The sequence below is a fragment of the Mesorhizobium sp. ES1-4 genome (genome assembly GCF_020164745.1).
In the GTDB taxonomy this organism is placed as follows: Bacteria; Pseudomonadota; Alphaproteobacteria; order Rhizobiales; family Rhizobiaceae; genus Mesorhizobium.
On sequence record NZ_JAIUGV010000008.1, the window covers coordinates 281694 to 302804 of the forward strand.

Annotated in this window: 21 protein-coding genes; 12 read left to right on the forward strand and 9 right to left on the reverse strand. The window is 63.7% G+C overall.

Translation table 11 applies throughout. From position 1 onward, the window contains the following. Positions 1 to 6: 6 nt before the first annotated feature. Positions 7 to 456: a DUF1284 domain-containing protein gene (locus LB556_RS17705; RefSeq protein WP_224569014.1), complete on the forward strand. Its 450-nt coding sequence runs from the start codon at positions 7 to 9 to the stop codon at positions 454 to 456. A gap of 143 nt (positions 457 to 599) precedes the next feature. Further along, positions 600 to 2375 (forward strand): tetratricopeptide repeat protein, encoded by a 1776-nt coding sequence (locus tag LB556_RS17710; protein WP_224569094.1) that lies wholly within the window; start codon positions 600 to 602, stop codon positions 2373 to 2375. 91 nt (positions 2376 to 2466) lie between these two features. Here the strand turns inward: LB556_RS17710 and LB556_RS17715 are convergent, their stop codons facing one another. Next, positions 2467 to 2928, reverse strand: coding sequence for a GNAT family N-acetyltransferase (locus LB556_RS17715; protein WP_224569015.1), 462 nt, complete (start codon positions 2926 to 2928; stop codon positions 2467 to 2469). Positions 2929 to 3147: 219 nt separating this feature from the next. Here LB556_RS17715 and LB556_RS17720 point away from each other — a divergent pair, with 219 nt between their 5' ends. Then, the gene (locus tag LB556_RS17720; RefSeq protein ID WP_224569095.1) at positions 3148 to 4068 is read left to right on the forward strand and encodes a glycine--tRNA ligase subunit alpha; all 921 of its coding nucleotides are present in this window, start codon (positions 3148 to 3150) and stop codon (positions 4066 to 4068) included. A gap of 3 nt (positions 4069 to 4071) precedes the next feature. Here the strand turns inward: LB556_RS17720 and LB556_RS17725 are convergent, their stop codons facing one another. Then, positions 4072 to 4248, reverse strand: a complete 177-nt coding sequence (locus LB556_RS17725; RefSeq protein ID WP_224569016.1) for a hypothetical protein — start codon at positions 4246 to 4248, stop codon at positions 4072 to 4074. Positions 4249 to 4680: 432 nt separating this feature from the next. On the opposite strand from LB556_RS17725, the gene glyS reads away from it, so the two are divergent. Then, a complete protein-coding gene (glyS, locus tag LB556_RS17730) occupies positions 4681 to 6912 on the forward strand; it encodes a glycine--tRNA ligase subunit beta (protein ID WP_224569017.1) in 2232 nt (743 codons plus the stop codon). A 170-nt stretch (positions 6913 to 7082) separates the two neighbouring features. Then, a complete protein-coding gene (locus tag LB556_RS17735; RefSeq protein ID WP_224569018.1) occupies positions 7083 to 7376 on the forward strand; it encodes an ATPase in 294 nt (97 codons plus the stop codon). Between the two features lie 80 nt (positions 7377 to 7456). Here the strand turns inward: LB556_RS17735 and LB556_RS17740 are convergent, their stop codons facing one another. Both LB556_RS17740 and LB556_RS17745 read right to left on the reverse strand, forming a co-directional pair. Then, complete coding sequence (locus LB556_RS17740) at positions 7457 to 7843, reverse strand: hypothetical protein (RefSeq protein ID WP_224569019.1); 387 nt, start codon at positions 7841 to 7843, stop codon at positions 7457 to 7459. 173 nt (positions 7844 to 8016) lie between these two features. Beyond that, positions 8017 to 8472, reverse strand: a complete 456-nt coding sequence (locus tag LB556_RS17745) for a hypothetical protein (protein ID WP_411908595.1) — start codon at positions 8470 to 8472, stop codon at positions 8017 to 8019. 153 nt (positions 8473 to 8625) lie between these two features. Here LB556_RS17745 and LB556_RS17750 point away from each other — a divergent pair, with 153 nt between their 5' ends. From LB556_RS17750 to LB556_RS17760, 3 genes are all read left to right on the forward strand, one after another. Then, the gene (locus LB556_RS17750) at positions 8626 to 9600 is read left to right on the forward strand and encodes an L-threonylcarbamoyladenylate synthase (RefSeq protein ID WP_224569021.1); all 975 of its coding nucleotides are present in this window, start codon (positions 8626 to 8628) and stop codon (positions 9598 to 9600) included. 9 nt (positions 9601 to 9609) lie between these two features. Further along, positions 9610 to 11040, forward strand: a complete 1431-nt coding sequence (locus LB556_RS17755; protein ID WP_224569022.1) for an FAD-binding oxidoreductase — start codon at positions 9610 to 9612, stop codon at positions 11038 to 11040. 183 nt (positions 11041 to 11223) lie between these two features. Beyond that, positions 11224 to 11790 carry a DUF6101 family protein gene (locus tag LB556_RS17760; RefSeq protein ID WP_224569023.1) on the forward strand — a complete coding sequence of 189 codons (567 nt, stop codon included), beginning with the start codon at positions 11224 to 11226 and terminating at the stop codon, positions 11788 to 11790. A gap of 122 nt (positions 11791 to 11912) precedes the next feature. Here the strand turns inward: LB556_RS17760 and ubiA are convergent, their stop codons facing one another. Next, positions 11913 to 12896 carry a 4-hydroxybenzoate octaprenyltransferase gene (ubiA, locus tag LB556_RS17765; protein ID WP_224569096.1) on the reverse strand — a complete coding sequence of 328 codons (984 nt, stop codon included), beginning with the start codon at positions 12894 to 12896 and terminating at the stop codon, positions 11913 to 11915. Between the two features lie 68 nt (positions 12897 to 12964). Next, complete coding sequence (locus LB556_RS17770; protein ID WP_224569024.1) at positions 12965 to 13876, reverse strand: LysR family transcriptional regulator; 912 nt, start codon at positions 13874 to 13876, stop codon at positions 12965 to 12967. Between the two features lie 89 nt (positions 13877 to 13965). Between LB556_RS17770 and LB556_RS17775 the strand changes: the two genes are divergently transcribed. Together LB556_RS17775 and purD are read left to right on the forward strand one after the other, a co-directional pair. Further along, positions 13966 to 14787 (forward strand): phytanoyl-CoA dioxygenase family protein, encoded by an 822-nt coding sequence (locus LB556_RS17775; protein WP_224569025.1) that lies wholly within the window; start codon positions 13966 to 13968, stop codon positions 14785 to 14787. Positions 14788 to 14939: 152 nt separating this feature from the next. Beyond that, positions 14940 to 16217, forward strand: a complete 1278-nt coding sequence (gene purD / locus LB556_RS17780; protein ID WP_224569026.1) for a phosphoribosylamine--glycine ligase — start codon at positions 14940 to 14942, stop codon at positions 16215 to 16217. A 17-nt stretch (positions 16218 to 16234) separates the two neighbouring features. On the opposite strand, the gene LB556_RS17785 is transcribed toward purD, so the two are convergent. Continuing rightward, positions 16235 to 17335: a glycoside hydrolase family 25 protein gene (locus tag LB556_RS17785; RefSeq protein ID WP_224569027.1), complete on the reverse strand. Its 1101-nt coding sequence runs from the start codon at positions 17333 to 17335 to the stop codon at positions 16235 to 16237. Between the two features lie 152 nt (positions 17336 to 17487). Next, positions 17488 to 17724 carry a hypothetical protein gene (locus tag LB556_RS17790; RefSeq protein ID WP_224569097.1) on the reverse strand — a complete coding sequence of 79 codons (237 nt, stop codon included), beginning with the start codon at positions 17722 to 17724 and terminating at the stop codon, positions 17488 to 17490. 208 nt (positions 17725 to 17932) lie between these two features. On the opposite strand from LB556_RS17790, the gene LB556_RS17795 reads away from it, so the two are divergent. Then, positions 17933 to 19702, forward strand: a complete 1770-nt coding sequence (locus LB556_RS17795; protein ID WP_224569028.1) for an acyl-CoA dehydrogenase — start codon at positions 17933 to 17935, stop codon at positions 19700 to 19702. 19 nt (positions 19703 to 19721) lie between these two features. After that, on the forward strand, positions 19722 to 20492 hold the full coding sequence (locus tag LB556_RS17800) for a crotonase/enoyl-CoA hydratase family protein (protein ID WP_224569029.1): 771 nt from the start codon (positions 19722 to 19724) through the stop codon (positions 20490 to 20492). Here LB556_RS17800 and pdxH read toward each other — a convergent pair. Then, entirely contained in the window at positions 20483 to 21100 is a 618-nt protein-coding gene (gene pdxH / locus LB556_RS17805; protein ID WP_224569030.1) for a pyridoxamine 5'-phosphate oxidase, read from the reverse strand. The two genes, LB556_RS17800 and pdxH, sit on opposite strands and share 10 nt — an antisense overlap. Between the last annotated feature and the right edge of the window lie 11 nt (positions 21101 to 21111).

Sequence of the window (21111 nt, forward strand, 5' to 3'; positions counted from 1 at the left end):
CGGGCCGTGACGATCAGGCTGCGCGCGCATCACCTCCTTTGCCTGCTCACCTATGTGGGCAAGGGATACAGCCCCGCTTTCACCGCCAATTATGACGAGATCGCGGAGCGGCTGAGCCGGGGCGAGGACATCCTCCTCGTTTCCGGTCCGGACGACATATGCGCTCCGTTGCTTGACGGGCCGGAACCGCACTGCCTGCGCGACGGCGCGTCCGGGCGGGACCGGCAGGCCGCGGATGAGGTGGAAGCGCTGCTGGCGCGTCCGATCCGGGACGGCGTCCGCCTCGATCTCGATGGCGCGATGCTGATACGGCTACGGCGGGCGTTCTCGGCCGGCCACGTGCGCAAGGCATGCGGCGGCTGCGAATGGAGCGGGCTGTGCGGCGCGGTCGCAAGCGGCGGCTATCGCGATACGCGGCTGCAACGTCTTGTTGACGCGCCAAGCTGTCCCTTCTAGCCATGATTTGTTAATCGGGTGACCCGATTGTGAATTTCGGGCGGATTGAAGCGCGACCCCAAAAAGGCCATGCTTTGCCCGGAAAGATCGAGTCTGGGTCGATCCCGCTGACGCGGAGATGGCGCATGGCTGAAAGGGATACGATGCAGCAAGGACGTGCGCGCTGGCTGACAAGGCTGGCAATTGTGACGGGCATGGCGATCTCGGCTTTGCCGGCCTATGCCAAGCAATCCACCGAACCGGTCAAGATATCGTCGTTCTCGGGCGCATATCTGGCTGCCCGGATCGCCGAAGGCGACAACGACCTCGACAGCGCCATCGCGTACTACAAGCAGGCCTTGGCGTTCAATCCGAACGACACCACACTGCAGCAGAGCCTGATGCTGTCGCTGATCGCTCAAGGGCGCTTCGACGAATCGCTGGTCTATGCCGACAAGCTCAAGGAAGTGCCCGATGTCGAGCGCTTCTCGCGCCTGGCGCTGGCTGTCGATTCCTTCCACAAGAAGGACTTCAGCAAGGCGCAGTACTGGCTCAAGCTATCGCTGGAATCCGATCTCGACAGGCTGATCTCCGGTGTCATGTCCGGCTGGGCCCAGCAGGGTGCCGGTCAGGCGGTCGACGCAATGGCATCGATCGACAAGCTGCGGGGACCGGACTGGTTCGGCCTGTTCAAATCCTTCCACCGCGCCTTGATCGCCGATGCCGCCAACATGCCCGAAAAGGCCGAGGCGATCTACGCCGCGACGATGCAGGATACCGCCGCGGGCGGCGCCGCTCCCGAAACCTGGATGCGCAACGCGCAGGCCTATGCCTCGTTCCTGGCCCGCAAGGGCGACAAGGCCAAGGCGATCTCGGTACTCGATCAGGCCGAGGCGTTTTCGCCGGGCAAGCTGGAAATCGTCGCCTTGCGCGACAAGATCGACAAGGGCGAGAAGATCGCGCCCTTCGTATCCGGTCCGTCCGACGGCGCTTCTGAAATCCTGCTCGATCTTGCCACCGCGCTCAACCGCGGCGGGGGCGAGCCGTTCGTGCGCCTCTATCTGCAATACGCCTTGGCTCTGAAGCCCGATAGTGATGCGGCCCTCGTGCAACTCGCCGCCGTTGCCGAACAGCTGAAAGACGGCGAGGGCGCCATCGCGCTCTACCGGCGCATCCCCGACTCTTCGCCGCTGAAGGAGATTTCGGACCTGCAGCTTGGCCTCAACCTTGCCGATCTCGACCGCCAGGACGAGGCGATCACGCATCTGAAGGCCTTTGTCGAAGCCCATCCCAACGACATGCGCGCCTATCTGGCGCTCGGCGGTGTCTACTCCTCGAAGGATGATTTCCGCTCCGCCGCCAATCTCTACGACAAGGCCGTCGAGGTGCTGAAGACACCGACCGCCGCAAACTGGAACATCTTCTATCAACGTGGCATCGCCTATGAGCGGCTGAAGGAATGGCCGAAGGCCGAGCCGAATTTCCGCAAGGCGCTGGAATTGCAGCCAGACCAGCCGCAGGTGCTGAACTATCTCGGCTATTCCTGGGTCGACATGAACACGAACCTGAAGGAAGGCCTGGAGATGATCCAGAAGGCCGTCGATCTCAGGCCAAGCGACGGCTACATCGTCGATTCCCTCGGGTGGGCCTATTTCCGCCTCGGCCGGTTCGATGACGCTGTGCGCGAGATGGAACGCGCGGTCTCGCTGAAGCCGGAAGATCCGGTCCTCAACGACCATCTCGGCGACGCCTATTGGCGCGTCGGCCGCAAGCTGGAAGCGACCTACCAGTGGGCCCAGGCGCGCGACCTGAAGCCGGATCCGGACGTGCTTGCCGCGTTGCAGCAGAAGCTGATGAAGGGCTTGCCGCCGATCGAGTCCAACACGGCGCAGGAAACCCCAAAGGTCAAGCCGGAGCCCGTTCCCGCACCTAAGGGTTGAAATCGGCTTTTTTCGAACGCGAACGGGGCTCTCGGAGCCCCGTTTTCATATCTGCCCGCTCAAAATATCCGCGGACGCGCAGGAAGAGTGCTCAGAACATCTTTCGATAGACGACGAAGCCCGAGCGTTCGCCGACCTTGTCATAGAGCTTCATCGCCGTGTGATTGGTTTCATGCGTCAGCCAGTATACCCGGCCGGAACCGGCCGCCTGCGCGCGCTCATAGACGCCTTCGATCAGCGCCCGGCCGATACCTTTGCCGCGCGAGGCCTCGTTGGTGAAAAGATCCTGCAGATAGCAGTTCGGCGCGATCGCCGTGGTGCTGCGGTGGAACAGGTAGTGGACGAGGCCAAGAAGCCGGCCGCCGCTCTCGGCGACCAGCGCATGGACCGGCTCATAAGCGTCGAAGAAGCGCGACCATGTCATCGCGGTGATCTCGCTTGCCAGCGCCGTTCCGCCCGAGCGGCCATAGAATGCATTGTAGCCGTCCCACAGCGGCAGCCATCGATCGAAATCCTGGCGCGTGACGGAGCGGATGATGATCGGGTTGGACATGGCGGAACCTGCTGTGATGGGAGCGGACGCTTTGTCGAATTGGATCGCGGACTCTTGCGGCGGGCAATGGGCCAGTCACTGGCAAAGTCTTCAACCTCGCCTCACCGCGGCCCGGCATCGGACGCACCTTGCTTGACGCTTTGCCGCCGTGTCTCTAGGACGTGGCCGCAAGCAGCCTGTGTCGCCGAGGCCATCGTGACGATTGAAACATCAGCCCATATGCACCCCAGCCGCTCGTTCCAGGGGCTGATCCTGACCTTGCACAATTACTGGGCGGCTTATGGCTGCGTCATTCTCCAACCCTATGACATGGAGGTCGGCGCCGGCACATTTCACCCGGCAACGACGCTGCGCGCACTCGGACCCAAGCGCTGGAACGCCGCTTACGTCCAGCCCTCGCGCCGCCCCAAGGACGGCCGCTATGGCGAGAATCCCAACCGGCTGCAGCATTACTACCAGTATCAGGTGATCCTGAAGCCCAATCCGCCGAACCTGCAGGAGCTTTATCTCGGCTCGCTCGCCGCGATCGGCGTCGACCCTCTGCTCCACGACATCCGTTTCGTCGAGGACGACTGGGAAAGCCCGACGCTGGGCGCCTGGGGCCTTGGCTGGGAATGCTGGTGCGACGGCATGGAAGTGTCGCAGTTCACCTACTTCCAGCAGGTCTGCGGCATCGAATGCGCGCCGGTGGCGGGCGAACTGACCTACGGCCTCGAGCGCCTGGCCATGTATGTTCAGGGCGTCGACAACATCTACGAGCTCAATTTCAACGGCCGCGAAGGTGCCGAAAAGGTCACCTATGGCGACGTCTTTCTGCAGGCCGAGCAGGAATATTCGCGCCATAATTTCGAATATGCCAACACGGCGATGCTGCTTCGGCATTTCGAGGACGCCGAGGCCGAGTGCAAGGCGCTGCTCGACGCCGGCGCGCCGGCGTCGAACGACAATCTGCCGATGCACAAGATGGTCTTCCCCGCCTACGACCAGTGCATCAAGGCCAGCCATGTCTTCAACCTGCTCGATGCGCGCGGCGTGATCTCGGTCACCGAGCGGCAGAGCTATATCCTGCGTGTGCGCAATCTGGCGAAAGCCTGCGGCGAGGCGTTCTTGAAGACGCAGGCCGGTGGATTGGCGGCTTGAGCCTCAGGCGCCGTTGATCATTTCGAGGGAAGCGTTGATCGGCGGCAGGATCTGGCCGCTCGGACCAGCGATCGTGCGCAGCGCCTGCCGCACGCCCGGCATCGAGAAGGCGCCGTGGACCTGTGCGGCAAAGCAGGCGCTGAGCGCGAGGATCTGAAGAAGTCTGGATGCGGTTTTCATGATCGTTCAGCCAATAATTGCCTGCCTGAGCGTGGGTCGCTTCAGCGCAGCCTTCGGTTCATGGAAATCTTGATCCAAGGATGCGCGCGATCGCCCGGTCCCGAGACGGAGCCCAAAATTTCTGGAAAGGGTGACAGCGGCCAGCCGAGTTGCTATGCCCCGCGCGGACCACTCTCCCGCATGAGCTGACCCCTATGCCTGACCTGCTTCTAGAACTTCGCTCCGAGGAAATCCCTGCCCAGCCGCGCGACCGCAGCGCCGGAGGCGCGAGGACGTGCAAACAGGAAAGTTGCATGCGGGTGGAGAGGCTCTGATGCCTGATTTATTGCTCGAACTTCGCTCCGAGGAAATCCCTGCCCAGCCGCGCGACCGCAGCGCCGGAGGCGCGAGGACGTGCAAACAGGAAAACGGCATGCGGGTGGAGAGGCTCTGATGCCTGATTTATTGCTCGAACTTCGCTCCGAGGAGATCCCCGCCCGCATGCAGCGCAAGGCGGCGGGCGATCTGAGGAAGATGCTGACCGACGGTCTGGTCGAGGCGGGCCTGACCTACGAGGCGGCGCGTGAGTACTGGACGCCGCGGCGCCTTACCCTTGATGTCCGTGGGCTCAATGCACGCTCGAAGGATATTCACGAGGATATCAAAGGGCCGTCGACATCAGCGCCTGAGCAGGCGGTCCAGGGCTTTTTGCGCAAGGCAGGGCTGTCTTCGATCGCCGAAGCGCATGTTCATTCCGATCCGAAGAAGGGCGACTTCTATGTCGCGCATATTGCGAAGCCGGGCAGGGCGGCCGAAGAGATCATCGCCGGACTGGTGCCTGATATCATCCGCAATTTTCCCTGGCCGAAATCGATGCGCTGGGGGCCGGCCTCGGCAAAACCGGGCTCGCTGCGCTGGGTGCGCCCGCTGCAATCGATCCTGTGCACCTTCGGCCCCGAGACCGAGGAGCCGGTCGTGGTCGATTTCGAGATCGACGGCATCCGCTCGGGTAACATCACCTACGGCCATCGTTTCCTCGCGCCCGGCGAAATCACCGTGCGCCGCTTCGACGACTATGTGAGCAAGCTGGAAGCGGGCAAGGTCGTGCTTGATGCCGACCGGCGCAAGGAAATCATCCTTGCCGACGCCCGCAACCTTGCCTTCGCCAACGGGCTCGACCTGGTCGAGGACGAGGGCTTGCTTGAAGAAGTGTCCGGGCTGGTCGAATGGCCTGTCGTGCTGATGGGCGAATTCGAACAGGCTTTCCTGGCCATTCCGGCGGAAGTGATCCGCCTGACCATCCGCGCCAACCAGAAGTGCTTTGTGACGCGGCCGCAGGGCGAAAGCGACGGGCTCTCCAACCGCTTCATCCTGACCGCCAACATCGAAGCGAAGGACGGCGGCAAGGAAATCGCCCACGGCAACGGCAAGGTGGTGCGCGCGCGCCTGTCGGATGCGCTCTATTTCTGGACGACCGACCAGGGCGACCTGCCTGATCTCGACCAACTCCATGCATCCGCGGAAAAATTCGGACTCGATCTGAAGAAGCCGCTCGACCAGCGCATGGCACGCCTCGACCATCTTGGTGTTACCTTCCATGCCAAGCTTGGCACGCAGGGTGAACGGGTGGAGCGGATTGCCGAGCTTGCTGGAGAACTGGCGCCGGTCGTCGGCGCCGATCCCGCGCTGGCGCGTCGCGCCGCTGTCCTGGCAAAGGCCGATCTCACCACCGAAGTGGTCGGCGAGTTTCCCGAATTGCAAGGCGCCATGGGCCGCAAATACGCGCTGCTCCAAGGCGAACATCCTTCTGTCGCCGCCGCCATCGAGGAACACTACAAGCCGCAAGGTCCGTCCGACTATGTGCCGAACGATCCGGTGTCGGTGGCCGTGGCGCTCGCCGACAAGCTTGATACGCTGGTTGGTTTCTGGATCATCGATGAAAAGCCGACGGGGTCGAAGGACCCCTACGCATTGCGCAGAGCCGCGCTTGGGATGGTGAGGCTGGCTCTGGAGAATGGGACGCCGCTGTCGCTTCTTGCCATCATGGCCAAACATCGAAAGACCACTGTTGACCAGATCGTTGAAAGACACGCCAGTGAGCAGGCTGGATCGGGCGGCGACCATGTGCGCGGGCGCGGGCAAATCGGCGACGGGAAATCTGTGGATCGAGACCTCCTCGCCTTTTTCCACGACCGCCTGAAAGTCTATCTCCGCGACCAGGGCGCGCGCCATGATCTGATCGACGCGGTGATCACGCCTCAGTCCGACGACCTGCTGCAGATCGTGCGCCGCGTCGAAGCGCTTGGTTCCTTCCTCGACACAGAGGATGGCAAAAACCTGCTCGCCGGCACCAAGCGCGCGGCCAACATCCTGGCCGCCGAGGAGAAGAAGAAAACGGCGGTCGCCGAAACCGTTGAGCCTGCATTGTTCCGGCAGGATGCGGAGAAGTCGCTGTTTGCGGCGGTGAATCAGGCCGAGAAGCAAGCCGGCGAAGCGATTCAGAATGAAGACTTTTCTGCTGCCATGCTGGCGCTTAGTGTGTTGCGCGAACCCGTTGATTCATTCTTTGAGCATGTTCTCGTGAATGATGAGGACTTGTCCGTGCGCGCCAACCGTCTTGCGCTGCTCACGCGCATTCGCACGGCCACCGGTCAGGTCGCGGATTTCTCGAAAATCGCCGGCTGAGAGGCATGATCCCGAACAGTGGTTTTTCGGACATGGTCGTGCAGGATAAAGGGGCCGCAGGCCTCGGGAAAAAATATCTTCGAGCCGACCGTTCGAGCCGGCTTACAGTCATATGACGATGACCTCTCCGTGGCAAAAGGGACATGTTCCCCAACCCAACGGAGGCTTCCATGAATTCCGATCACGAAATCGAAGTGACAGAAGAAACCTCGGCCCCCGCCGAGGCGCTTGAATCCGCTTCCGAAACCGCCGTCGATCATGCCATTGCCACGGTCGAAGCCGCCGACCTGTCCGATGAAGACGAAGATGGCGATGATGAAGAAGGCGACGACGAAGACGGCGAAGAGTCTGATGAAGACGAAGACGACGCCGATGAGGCCGTGAAGGCCGAAGGCGACGACGCCGAAGAAGAATCCGAGGACGGCGAGCCGGAAGACGACGACGACAAGGAAGAAGCAGCCTGAGATTTCAGTACGGTCTGTCGAGAAGAGTGGGCGGCGCATCAGCGCCGCCCTTTTTTGCGGTCATTCCAAATGATGACTTTTCAGTTCTCCAGAATGCTGACGCGCACGCTGTTTTCGTAGACGTCGACCTGGATCAGTGGCTCGCCATTGATGATGGCGCGCTTGGTCGAGGAGCTCATCGCGCCGGGGCGCTCGAGCAGGCGCTGTAGCTCGGCGCGCCGATCATTGGTCGTGAACCGCTCGTCGCCTTGATCGTCTCTGTCGCGGCGATGGAACTTGTGCCAGTTCGCGCGATCCTGCCGTACCATTTGCGCGGCGCTGTCCAGCGCATAGCCGTCGCTCGCCTGGTGATCGCGGTCTGAAATGCGCGCGACATAGGACCCCAGCATGTCGTCGGCATGCGCCGCGCCGCCAAGCAACGATGCTAACAGAAGCCCTGCCACGGTAACGGTCTTCGATTTCTTCATCAGCAACCCCCCTTGCCTTGAACAATGCAATCGCGTCTGCCGGCTGTTGGCGAAATTCAGGCGACGGCGCGGACCGGCGAGATACCGGGACGAATGCGCCGGACAATGGTGCGCAGGGAGCCAGACCGCCGTCAAGCCGCTCAGCATTCCGAGTGCGCTGTTTGGCGAGGTCGCTATTTGACCTTGCCGGCTCCCGAAGCCGGCTGTCGGGCGACCGGCGCGGCGGCCGCCGGTGCCGCTGCTGCCTTCCCTTGCGTTGCCGGCGCGGGGGCTGCCGAGGCGGTGGCCGTGGCGGGGGCGGCCGCCGCGGCAGGTGCCTTGGCTTGAACGGGCGTCGCGAAGGCGCCGCCGACGATGCCGCCACGAATGATCATCGGGCTCTGAGAGAAGGCGTGCTTCGCCTCGTCCTTATCCGGGATTGCCGCCACCTTTTCATAGGTAACGTCGGGCTCGCCAGGCGAAACGACGGACACCACGTCGCTCGCCGTGCCGTCGGCTGCCTTCAGCGTAAGGACGGAAGGCGTCGAGGCCGGCGCGCCGGGAAAGACCAGCGACGAGGCCTGAGCCCCGCCAGCCGTCGCAGCCAGCGTGATAGCAAGCGTTCCCCAGATACGCACAGACACTGACATAGCTCCCATTGCCCAGAAGCCGAACGATAGTGCTCGGCGATTGATGCCGGCTTTCACGAAAAGATAGCATTTTAGGAATTGATGAATTGCCAATGCCCGCTTGCCCCGACGACGCCGTCGTATTACGCAGCCGGCATCCGCGAGGTGACGAGAGTGGCTGAAATACTTGCCGTCGGCGAAGCGATGGAGCCGGCATTGGCGCTGCTTGAGGGCGGCGATATCGTCGCCATTCCAACCGAGACCGTCTATGGGCTGGCCGGCGACGCCACCAATGGCATCGGCGTGGCGCGCATTTTCGAAGCCAAGGGCCGGCCGCGCTTCAATCCGCTGATCGCCCATGTCGCCGACATGGCGATGGCCGAGCGCATCGCTATTTTCGATCCGCTGTCCAGGAAACTCGCGCTTGCTTTCTGGCCGGGTCCGCTGACGCTGGTGTTGCCGCAGCGCCCCGGCAACGGCATTCATCCGCTGGTCACCGCCGGGCTCGACACGATCGCCCTGCGCATGCCGCGGGGTTTTGGCGGCGACCTGATCGCCAGGCTTGGGCGACCGCTTGCGGCACCCAGCGCGAATTCATCCGGCAAGATCAGCGCGACGACGGCGCAAGCGGTGGCGGCGGATTTAGGAGCGCGCATCAAGCTGGTGGTCGATGGCGGTGCCACGCCGGTTGGGCTGGAATCGACCATCGTCAAGGCCGAGGGAGAAAGACTGCGGCTGCTGAGGCCCGGTGGCATCGCCGCCGGGGAGATCGAGGCCGCCATCGGCATGGACCTGCTGCGCCGCGGCGCGGCCGGCGTCGAGGCGCCGGGCATGCTCGCTTCGCACTATGCGCCGGGCGCCGCCGTTCGGCTCAATGCCGGCACGGTTGGCGAAGACGAGGCGTTGCTTGCCTTCGGCAATCACCGCGCGGAAGGCTGGCAACATGCCGCCGCGTTTTTAAACCTGTCCACAACAGGTGACCTGCGTGAAGCGGCAAGCAATCTCTTCGCCTACATGCAGGATCTCGACCGCAGCGGCGCGTGCACCATCGCGGTCGAGAAGATCCCCTTTGACGGGCTCGGAGAGGCGATCAACGACCGGCTTTCCCGCGCCGCCGCTCCTCGTGACAACACTGAGCCCACAACGTAGTTTTCCCACATGGCCGAAACTGCAAAGACACTCGATCCCGCTCTCATCGATCGCTTCGCGGCGATCGTCGGCGATAAATACGCCCTGCGCGACCAGCAGGACATCGCGCCTTACCTGACCGAGCGGCGCGGCCTCTGGCATGGCGCGACGTCCCTGGTGCTGCGGCCGGGCAGCGTCGATGAGGTCAGCCGGATCATGCGGCTGGCGACCGAGACCGGAACGCCAATCGTGCCGCAAAGCGGCAACACCGGGCTGGTCGGCGCTCAGGTGCCGGACAAATCCGGGCACGAAATCGTCCTGTCGCTGTCGCGGCTCAACCGCGTCCGCGAGATCGATGTCCTGTCCAACACAGTCACGGCGGAGGCCGGGGTCATCCTCCAGACCTTGCAGGAAGCGGCCGAGGCCGCCGACCGGCTTTTCCCGTTGTCGCTCGCCGCGCAAGGTTCCTGCCAGATCGGCGGCAACCTGTCGTCCAATGCCGGCGGCACCGGCGTGCTGGCCTACGGCAATGCGCGCGAACTGTGCCTTGGCGTCGAGGTGGTGCTGCCGACCGGCGAGGTGTTCGACGACTTGCGCAAGCTGAAGAAGGACAACACCGGCTACGACCTGAAGAACCTGTTCGTCGGTGCCGAGGGCACGCTCGGCATCATTACCGCCGCCGTGCTCAAGCTGTTTCCGAAGCCGAAGGGCCGCGACGTCGCCTTCGTCGGCCTGTCGTCGCCCGAGGCCGCGCTTTCCCTGTTCAGCCTGGCCATGGACCGCGCCGGGGCAGCCCTCACCGCCTTCGAACTGATCGGCAAGCGGCCATACGATTTCACGCTGGCGCATGCCCCGGGCGTGACGCGGCCGCTGATGGTGGATTGGCCCTGGTATGTGCTCATGCAGATATCGTCCGGCCGCTCATCGGAGGATTCGCGGGCGCTGATCGAGGACGTGCTTTCGGCGGGCCTCGAGCAGGAATTCGTCGGTGACGCCGTCATTGCCGCCAGCGTCGGGCAGGGCGATGCCTTCTGGAGTTTCCGCGAGCTGTTGCCCGAGGCACAGAAGCCGGAAGGCGCCTCGATCAAGCACGACATATCGGTGCCGATCGCATCGATACCGCGCTTCATTGCGGAGGCCGCCGGCGCGGTGGCGTCGGTGAGCGCCGGCGCCCGCGTCGTCTGCTTCGGCCATATGGGCGACGGCAATCTCCACTACAACATCTCGCGGCCTGTCGACGGCGACGACGAGGCGTTTCTGGCGCTCTACCACGCCATGAACAAGGCCGTGCATGACGTGGTGCGCGGCCTGCACGGTTCGATCTCGGCCGAGCACGGTATCGGGCAGTTGAAGCGCGACGAACTGATCGCCACCGCGCCGCCGATGGCGATCGATCTGATGCGCAGGGTGAAAGCCGCCTTTGATCCGGCCGGCATCATGAATCCTGGTAAGGTTATCTGATCCTTTCAACATCTTGTGGCTGGTGGCATTCCGATAACCATCCCTGAGATCAGCAAAATTTAACCGACTTTCTTAAGCGCGGCGGTAAGGAGCCAGCGCTACTGTTTCCCCATACGAGGCCGGGAAAACTGGCCCGGAGAGAACCGGACACCGGCTCTCAGGAGACAGACAGGAAGGCACTCTATGAACACTGGACTGAAGCCAGTCTGGGCGGGACGCAACATGCGTCTCGATCCATTCCGCCTGCCGCAGGTGGTGAGCTACGCGACGCGTGACGATTACGGCGACGTAACCTTCACCATCGACCAGCGCGGCGCTGTGATCCGCCGCCTGCTCGAGATGAGCGGCCTGCCGGCGATCATTGTGCTGCCGGCCAACGCATTTCGCGGCGTCGCCGCCCGCGCCATGGAGGATGCGGAAGGCAATGTCACGGTGACCCTAGAACTCCTGCACAACGATCCGATGCTGTCGGTGCCGCTGCTGGTGGCCGACGATCTCGAAGACGTCGCCGCCGACTGGCGCGCCTGGGCCGACGCCTACCGTCTGCCGATGCTGCTGATCGAATCCGACGGCGTTGCCCGCACCCTGGAAGAATCGCTCGGCGCCGCCATCAAGACGTTGCCGGCGAAGGACCGCCGCAAGGGCCGTGTTTCCAACATGCGCCGCCCGCGCTTCCTTGCCCGCCGCAGGGCCGGCGACCTTGGCCTCAGGCTGGTCATCGGCGGCCAGGAGATCATTGCGCGGGAGTAGCTTCGCTTCGCACACTGGCGATTGGCGAAACCATCAATGACAGCCTCCTTCTCCCCGGCACTTACGGGGAGAAGTGCCCGGCAGGGCGATGAGGGGCGGTATAGTGACGGAGAGAAGGGCCGCTATACCAGCGGCTTCAGCGCCACCCAAAGCGCGCCGCCGATCAAGCCGAGGAAGATCAGCCAGCCGACCTGGTTGTTCGACCGGAACAGCCGCAGGCACTGGTCCGGATTGTCGATATCGAGAACCGCGATCTGCCGGGCCATATGGGCGCCGGCGGCGATCAGTCCGGCGAGCGCCACCACCGGGGCCTGCGCCGAGGCGAAGGCGATGGCGAAGCAGACCAGCGTACCGCCATAGAGCCCGGCCAGCCACGCCTTGGTGTTGTCACCGAACAACCGTGCCGTCGAATGCACGCCGACAATGGCGTCGTCCTCCTTGTCCTGGTGTGCATAGATCGTGTCGTAGCCGATCACCCACAGGATCGAACCGATATAGAGCATGATGGCGGGACCATCGAGATCACCGAACTCGACCGCCCATCCCATCAGCGCGCCCCAGGAAAAGGCAAGGCCGAGAAACAGTTGCGGCCAGTTGGTTATCCGCTTCATGAATGGATAGACGGCCACGATCGCCAGCGAGCAGATGCCCAGTAGAATGGCGAAGCTATTGAACTGCAACAGCACCGCCAGACCGACCAAAGCCTGCAGCACAAGAAACAGCCAGGCCCGCCGGCGCGTGGTCTGGCCGGACGGCAGCGGGCGCGAGCGCGTGCGCTCGACCTGGTTGTCGATGTCCTGGTCGACAATGTCGTTAAAGGTGCAGCCGGCACCGCGCATGGCGATGGCGCCGATCAGGAACAGCACCAGGTACAAGGGCGCCGGCAGCAGCGAAAGCAACGGATCGCCAGGCCTGGGATAGGCGCTCGCGGCGAGCGCGGCCGACCACCAGCACGGCCACAAAAGCAACTGCCAGCCGATCGGCCTGTCCCACCGCGCAAGCTGCGCATAGGGCCAGATCGCGCGCGGCAGCACCCGGTATACCCAATGGCCGTTCGGCGCATCGGCGACGCGGCCCTGGGCCGCTTTCGACTGGACAGGTTCCATTGGCATGGAGTGGCAGCAGCGGCGGAACCCGTCAAGCGGCAAGCGGACGAGCAACGCCCGTCAAACCGTCAGGAGGTGAAGATGTCGCGCGTGGAAAACCAGACTTTCGCCACCTCGATGAAAGCCAGCGCCGCATTCGATACGCGCTGATGCGTATCGTGGGTGAGGATGATGCGTTGCATCGGCAGCGGATCCGACAGCGGTTTACAGACGAGGCGCAGGCCGTCATAGCTGTGGTCTCCATGCGGCCGTGTATAGCTGACCGCGACGCCGAAGCCGTTCGCCACCATGCTGCGCTGGAGTTCGAACGAGCTTGTGCGAATGTCGGCGGCGGGCGACAGGCCACGGCCGCGGAACAGGTCGAGCATATGCTGCCAGCTGTGCGGCTGGTCGGTCGTGATCAGCGTGTAGGCGGCCAGATCCGCCAGGCTGACCTCGGGACGGTCCGCCAGCGCATGGCCCGCCGGCAAGAGCGCATGCGGCCGCAGCTCGTGCAGCAGGACGCGGGCGAAATGCGACGGCAGGCCGAGATCGTAGCTGAGGCCGAGATCGACGGCGGCGTCCGCCAGGCGTCGCCCGAGCGTCTCGAACGTCTCGTCGCGGACGATGACGGCGACCGCTGGATGGCTTTCCGAGAAAGCGCGCAGAAGGCCCGGCGCGAAATAGGGCGCCAGATCCTCGAAGCAGCCGAGCACCAGTTCGCCGCCGACAGCTGAATTGACCTTCCCCAGGCCCAGGAGTTCGTCCGTCTCGGCAAGAACCTGTTTTGCCTTGGCCACCACGACACGGCCGAAGGACGTCAGTGAAACCCCGCTTCCGCGTTGGCGCACAAAGAGCTTTTGCCTGAGATCCTTTTCGATTGCGTCGATAGCCACCGAGATCGATGGCTGAGAAATATTCAGCGCCCTGGCGGCGCCGGTGACGCTGCCGTGGCGGGCGACGGCAACAAGATAACGCAGTTGCGTGAGGGTCAGGCTCATAGCAAAAATCTATGTGTCAGATGATAAGTTATTATTTTACTGAATGAATAGGGAGCGCGATAGTGCCTCGATCCTGAAAGGAGGACGCCATGGCTTCCCAAACTGCTACCCCAGCAATCGACAGGGACCTGATCGATGCGCAGACAATCGCCGACTACCAGCGCGACGGCGCGGTCTGCATCCGCGGCGCCTTCAAGGGGTGGGTCGATACGATCGCCGCCGGCATCGAGCGCAACATTCAGAACCGCAGCGCCACGGCGTCCGACATCGCCAATGGCCGCGGCAGTTTCTTCGACGATTACTGCAACTGGGAGCGCATCCCCGAATTCGTCAAGGTGGTGCGCGAATCGCCTGCGGCCCGGTTGGCAGCCGCGGTGATGCGGTCGCGCACCGCGCAGTTCTTCCACGACCACGTCCTCGTCAAGGAACCTGGGACCCAGAAGCCGACGCCGTGGCACCAGGACATTCCCTATTATTTTGTCGACGGCCAGCAGACGGTGAGCTTCTGGATCCCTATCGATCCGGTGAAGGAGGCGACGCTGCGCCTGATCGCCGGCTCCCACAAATGGGACAAGATGATCCTGCCGGTACGCTGGCTGGACGACGGCAATTTTTACGCCGCCGAGGGCGATTATCGTCCGGTGCCGGATCCCGACAACGATCCGTCGATGAAAGTTATCGAATGGGAGATGGAGCCGGGCGACGCCATCCTGTTCGATTTTCGCACCGCGCATGGCGCGCGCGGCAATATGACCGCGGCACGGCGCTGGGCGCTGTCGCTGCGCTGGGTCGGCGACGATGCCCATTATGTCGAGCGGCCGGGCCGCACCTCGCCGCCCTACCATGGCCATGGCATGCAGCCGGGGCAGAAGCTGCGCGAGGATTGGTTCCCGATCGTCCACCACGGCTGAACGAGAGCCGGAATAGGGCGCCCGTGGTCGATGCCGTATTCGGCTGGGATAACGTTCCCGTGCGCAATTCCCATCAATCCACCCTGATGCCTTGACCCGTCGTCCAGAGAGCAATAGCGGGTTGTTCTCTCTATCGGCATCAAGAGGTGGCCATGAACGTTCTTCTTCTCGGCTCCGGCGGCCGCGAACATGCGCTGGCCTGGAAGATCGCCGCTTCGCCGCTGCTGACCAAGCTCTACGCGGCGCCCGGCAATCCGGGTATCGGCAGCGAGGCCGAACTGGTGAAGCTTGATATCACCGATCATGCCGCCGTCGCCGCGTTCTGCCGGGATAAGGAAATCGACCTCGTGGTGGTCGGCCCGGAAGGACCGCTCGTCGCCGGCATTGCCGATGACCTGCGCGCCGAAAACATCCGCGTCTTCGGGCCTTCGAAGGCCGCCGCCCGGCTGGAAGGCTCGAAGGGTTTTACCAAGGACCTCTGCGCCCGCTACAACATCCCGACCGCCGCCTATGGCCGTTTCGACGATCTGGCCTCCGCCCAGGCCTATGTCGAGAAGATGGGCGCGCCGATCGTCATCAAGGCCGATGGGCTCGCCGCCGGCAAGGGCGTCACCGTCGCCATGACGATGGCTGAGGCACGGGCGGCACTCGCTTCCTGCTTCGAGGGGTCTTTCGGCGCCGCCGGCGCGGAGGTGGTGATCGAGGAATTCATGACCGGCGAGGAGGCGAGTTTCTTCTGCCTCTGCGACGGCACGACGGCACTTCCTTTCGGCACCGCGCAGGATCACAAGCGCGTCGGCGATGGCGACGTCGGCCCCAACACCGGCGGCATGGGCGCCTATTCGCCAGCCCCTGTGATGACGCCGGAGATGGTCGAGCGCACCATGCGTGAGATCATCGAGCCGACCATGCGCGGCATGGCGGCATCAGGCGCGCCTTTCGCCGGTATTCTCTTCGCCGGCCTGATGATCACGGATAACGGGCCGAAGCTGATCGAATACAACACCCGCTTCGGCGATCCTGAGTGCCAGGTGCTGATGATGCGGCTGAAGGACGATCTGCTGGTGCTGCTCAATGCCGCGACAGACGGCCAGCTCGCGCATATGTCGGTGCGCTGGCGCGATGAGGCAGCGCTGACAGTGGTCATGGCGGCCAGGGGCTATCCCGGCACGCCGGAAAAAGGCTCCGTCATCCGCGGCGTCGAGAACGCCGCGGGCGAAGGCGTCCAGATTTTCCATGCCGGTACCGCCATCAATGGTGGTGCGCTGGTTGCCAATGGCGGCCGCGTGCTCAACGTCACGGCGACCGGCGCCACGGTCGCGGAGGCGCAGGCGCGGGCCTATGCCGCGCTCGACCGCATCGATTGGCCGGACGGATTCTGCCGTCGCGACATCGGCTGGCAGGCCGTGGCGCGCGAGAAGGCAGGCTGAAGCTACGACCAGCGGCGCTACCGCTGGCCGCGATCGAGTTCCGTCGAAGCCGTGCTCAGCGGGTCGGCGGCCGCCTCGAAAGCGGCTTCGAGTTGCGCGGGCGAGCGCTGTCCGGCCTGCTTCCAGGCAACATACTGGACAATGCCGAAGCTCGGCCGTCGCGGCACCGTCTTCACGACAGGCATGCGGAACCCGTCGCGGAATCTTGACCAGCGCGAACCCAGCACCGCAACCATTTCCTCGAATGTCGGCGGCGTCGCCACATCGGCATAGATGATGGTCGCCTTGCCGGCCAGCGCGGCTTCCCGCGAGAGCGGCACCGGCACGCTGGCTAGATAATCGGGCGGCACGTCGATCAGCCCGCCAAAGGGCCATTGCTGGCGCAGCGTGGTGCCATCCGCCGGCGCGACGTTGACGTCGATATCGATGGGCGTGCCGGCAACCCTGTAGGGGCAACGGAGACGGCCGCAATTGGCCTGCGCCGAGAACTGCCAAAGCGCATATCCCCGCCAGTTGCCCATCGGAAAATGCACGTCGATGTCAGGCTTGTAGCGTGCATACCAAAGCGGCAGACGCGACAGGAGCCGGTACTTGTAACGATTGTCGGCGATGTACTGGGCGGTCTTGCCATTGGTATAGAGCACCGGGAACCGCCCGGCGCGCCGATGCACCTGGCGCACGAATTCCTCTGCATCGTCGAGCGACATCCATTGCGAGGGATCGATGCCCTCGATGTCGAGAGCCATGAGATCGTCCGGCGCGGGATCGGCGAAATCGAGGAAATTGTTGGCCTGCTCGACCGGATTGCCGGGACGGGCGAGATGATAGGCGCCCCATTTCATGCCGAGCGCCTTGGCCACGACCCTGCGTGTCTGGAACAGCTCGCGCGTCACCGCATGGCGCTTCCACAGTGCCTTGCAGAGCTTCACGTCGGTGTCGCCGCCGAAACAGAAATAGGGCGGCGGCATGCCGTCGGAGGCCTTGTTGATGAAGGCGACGACGCGCTTGTCCGTGGCGAGTTGCGCCCAGTCGATCGAATTGTATTCGTAGGCGTCAACGACGAGCGCGCGGTCGGCGTTCTTCCATGGCTGGGAGAAGTCCGAAGCTTTTGCCGCCATCGCCAGCGCCACGGTCGCCGCGAAAGCGGGAAGCGCTGTGCGGCGAAGGAAACACGCCGTCCTTTTCAAACAGGGAATCCCCGTTGGTCAAAGGCAAATCCTGAACCGCTATGGTTAAGGATTTACTTCTCCGGGGTCGGGCACCGGGGAGGTTACCGCCGGCTGAACGGCTGGAATTCAAATGGGTCAGGCGCGGGCTCTTGGCGGAGCGTCCCTTCGGCGGCGCGCTTGCGATGATGCGCCAGAGAGCACTGCGGCGAGCACAATATGCCGCGATCCGACCAGTAGGCGGCGCCGTTTGCCAAGTCGCCGTGATAGTAGGAAAACCCGGCTGCCCGGTAGGGTAAGCCACATTCGATACAGCGATAGGCGTCAGGTCTGGCAAGCATGATAATGTTCCGGTCGGCGGGTTTTCTGTTGCCGGTCAATTGATCCGGCATTGGTCGAATTTAGTCCAGCCCGGCGCGATTGCAAAATCCGTGACAAAATTTGACGTTTACGTAAAAAGAAGATGGGAGACCGCCCAAAGGCGGATGGTTTTGCGGCGGTCCTGGCTCTAGGGTCTGCGAGGCCGATGCATCAGGAGGATCGAGCGGCATGTATCGGGCACCGGTTGAGGATATCGCGTTTACCCTGAAGCACGTGGCCGGCATGAAATCCGCTCTTGATGCCGGTGCGTTCGGCGATCTGGGCGAGGATCTGGTCGACGCCGTCCTTGGCGAGGCGGGCCGTTTCGCCACCGAGGAGGTGGCGCCGCTTTACAAGATCGGCGACGAGCAAGGTGCCGTGCTGAAGGATGCTGTCGTCACCACGCCGCCTGGGTGGAAGGAGCTTTACCGCCGCTGGATCGACGGTGGCTGGAATGCGCTCTCCGGTCCCGAAGACTACGGCGGCCAGGCGTTGCCGACCATGCTCAGCGTCGCCGCGCTCGAAATGTGGAACTCGGCTGCCATGGCCTTCGGCATCGGGCCGACGCTGACTATGGGCGCGGTCGAAGCGCTGGACAAGCACGCCTCGGAGCAGCTCAAGGCCAAATATCTCGCGAAACTCGTGTCCGGCGAGTGGATGGGCACGATGAACCTGACCGAGCCGCAGGCCGGATCGGACCTCGCTGCCTTGCGCAGCCGCGCCGAGCCCGCCGGCGACGGCACCTACCGCATCTTCGGCCAGAAGATTTTCATCACCTATGGTGAGCATGATTTCACCGACAACATCGTCCATCTGGTGCTGGCGCGGCTGCCCGATGCACCGGCCGGAACGCGCGGCATTTCGCTGTTCCTGGTGCCGAAGTTCCTGGTTGGCGACGACGGCTCGATCGGCGCCCGCAACGATGTCTTCTGTTCCGGCCTCGAGCACAAGCTCGGCATTCATGCCTCGCCGACCTGCACCATGATCTATGGCGACGGTTTTCAGGGCGCCCAGCCGGGTGCGATCGGCTGGCTGATCGGCGAGGAGAACAAGGGCCTCGCCTGCATGTTCACCATGATGAACAATGCGCGCCTCGCCGTGGGCATGCAGGGCGTCGCGGTCGCGGAAGCCGCGACCCAGAAGGCGATCGCCTATGCCAATGACCGGCGTCAGGGCAAGGCGGCGAGCTTCGGTGGCGCCGGCATGGCGCCGATCGTCCATCACCCCGACGTGCAGCGTAACTTGCTGACGATGAAGGCGCTGACGCAAACGGCACGGGCGATCAGCTATTCCTGTGCCCACGCCATCGACATGGCACGGGTCTCGGGCGGCGACGAGGCGGCGCATTGGCGCGACCGTGCCAATCTGCTGACGCCGTTGGCCAAGGCCTTTTCGACCGATGTCGGCGTGGAAGTCGCCTCGCTCGGTGTCCAGGTGCATGGCGGCATGGGATTCATCGAGGAAACGGGCGCGGCGGCTCTCTACCGCGATGCGCGCATCGCGCCGATCTATGAAGGCACCAACGGCGTCCAGGCGATCGATCTGGTGACGCGCAAGCTGCCGCTTGGCGGCGGTGGGCACATTCATGGTTTCATCGACGAACTCGTCGCGGTCACGAACGCCGTGCGTACCTCAAACCTGCAAGGTTTCGGCCGCACTGCGGATGCTCTCGACGCGGCACTTGGCGATCTGACGCAGGCGACGCGATTCCTGCAAAAGCTGTCGGCTGACGGCCGGACGGAAGAGGCGCTCGCGGGTGCGACGCCTTATCTGCGGCTGATTTCGCTCGCTGCCGGCGGTGCCTATCTGGCGCGGGCCGCTCTTGCCGACCAGGGCCGCATCGCGCTTTGCCGCTTCTTCGCCGAAAACCTGCTTGGCGAAGTCAGCGCTTTGAAGGAGCGTGTCATCGACGGCGCCGAAAGCCTGGCCGCTGCCGGCAAGGCACTGATTTCTGCCTGATATTCACAAGGAAAAGACCGTGACGGACCACATCCTCGTCGAGCGCCAGGGCGCCATCCAGATCATTCGCATGAACCGCCCGGACAAGAAGAACGCGCTGACGCGCGCCATGTATGCGAAGATGTCGACGGCCTTTGCCGAAGGCGACGCCGATCCGGCGGTCCGCGTTCATGTCTTGCTCGGCGTCCCCGGCGCCTTCTCCTCCGGCAACGACCTTGCCGACTTCATGGTGGTGGCCACCGGGGGCGATGGCGGCACGGAGGTCTGGGATTTCCTGATGGCGTTGGCCCGGGTCGAAAAGCCCATTGTCTCGGGCGTCGACGGCATCGCGGTCGGCATCGGCACCACGATCAACCTGCATTGCGACCTGACCTTCGCCACGCCACGCACCGTGTTCCGCACGCCTTTCGTCGATCTCGGCCTTGTGCCCGAGGCGGGCTCAAGCCTTTTGGCGCCGCGCATCCTGGGCCAGCAGGGCGCTTTCGCGCTGCTCGGCCTCGGCGAGGGTTTTTCGGCCGAGCGCGCGAAGGCCGCCGGACTGATATACGAAGTGGTCGAGGAAGGCGCGCTGGAGGCTTCGGTGCTGGCTGCCGCCGGCCAGATCGCCGCCAAGCCGCCGCAGGCGCTGAAGATCGCGCGCGATCTCATGCGCGGCTCGCGCGACGACCTCGTCACCCGCATCGGGGCGGAAAGCGAGCATTTCCGCGAGCGGCTGAAATCCGATGAGGCGCGCGCCGCGCTGACCGCGTTCATGACCAGAAAAAGGGCTGAGGTCCCTTTTCAGGGATAAAGCCTGGTCTTGTCCCAGCCGCCTTTGGCGTTGCGCGAAAAGACCATCCGGTCATGCAGCCGGAACGGCCTGTCCTGCCAGAATTCGATCGTCTTCGGCACGATGCGGAAGCCCGACCAGTGCTTGGGTCGCGGGATTTCACCGATGGCATAACGCGCCGTGTATTCGGCGACCGCCTTTTCCAGAGCGAAGCGGCTTTCCAGCGGTCGCGATTGCTTCGAGGCCCAGGCGCCGATGCGGCTGCCGCGCGGCCGCGTCGCGTAATAGGCATCGGCCTCGGCTTCGGTGACGATCTCCACGGGACCGCGCACGCGCACCTGCCGGCGCAGCGATTTCCAGTGGAAACACATCGCCGCCTTCATGCTGCCTAAAATCTCCTGGCCCTTGGCGCTCTCGAAATTCGTGTAGAACACAAAGCCGCTTTCATCGAATCCCTTGAGCAGCACCATCCGTACGTCCGGCATGCCTTCGGCATCGACGGTCGCCAGCGCCACGCCGTTGGCGTCGTTGATTTCGCTCTTGGTCGCGTCGTCCAGCCATGCGGCAAAAAGACGAAACGGCTCGGCGGCCTCGGTAAAGTCACCGGTTGTTAACTCTGTGTCACTCATAGTTTTTCTCA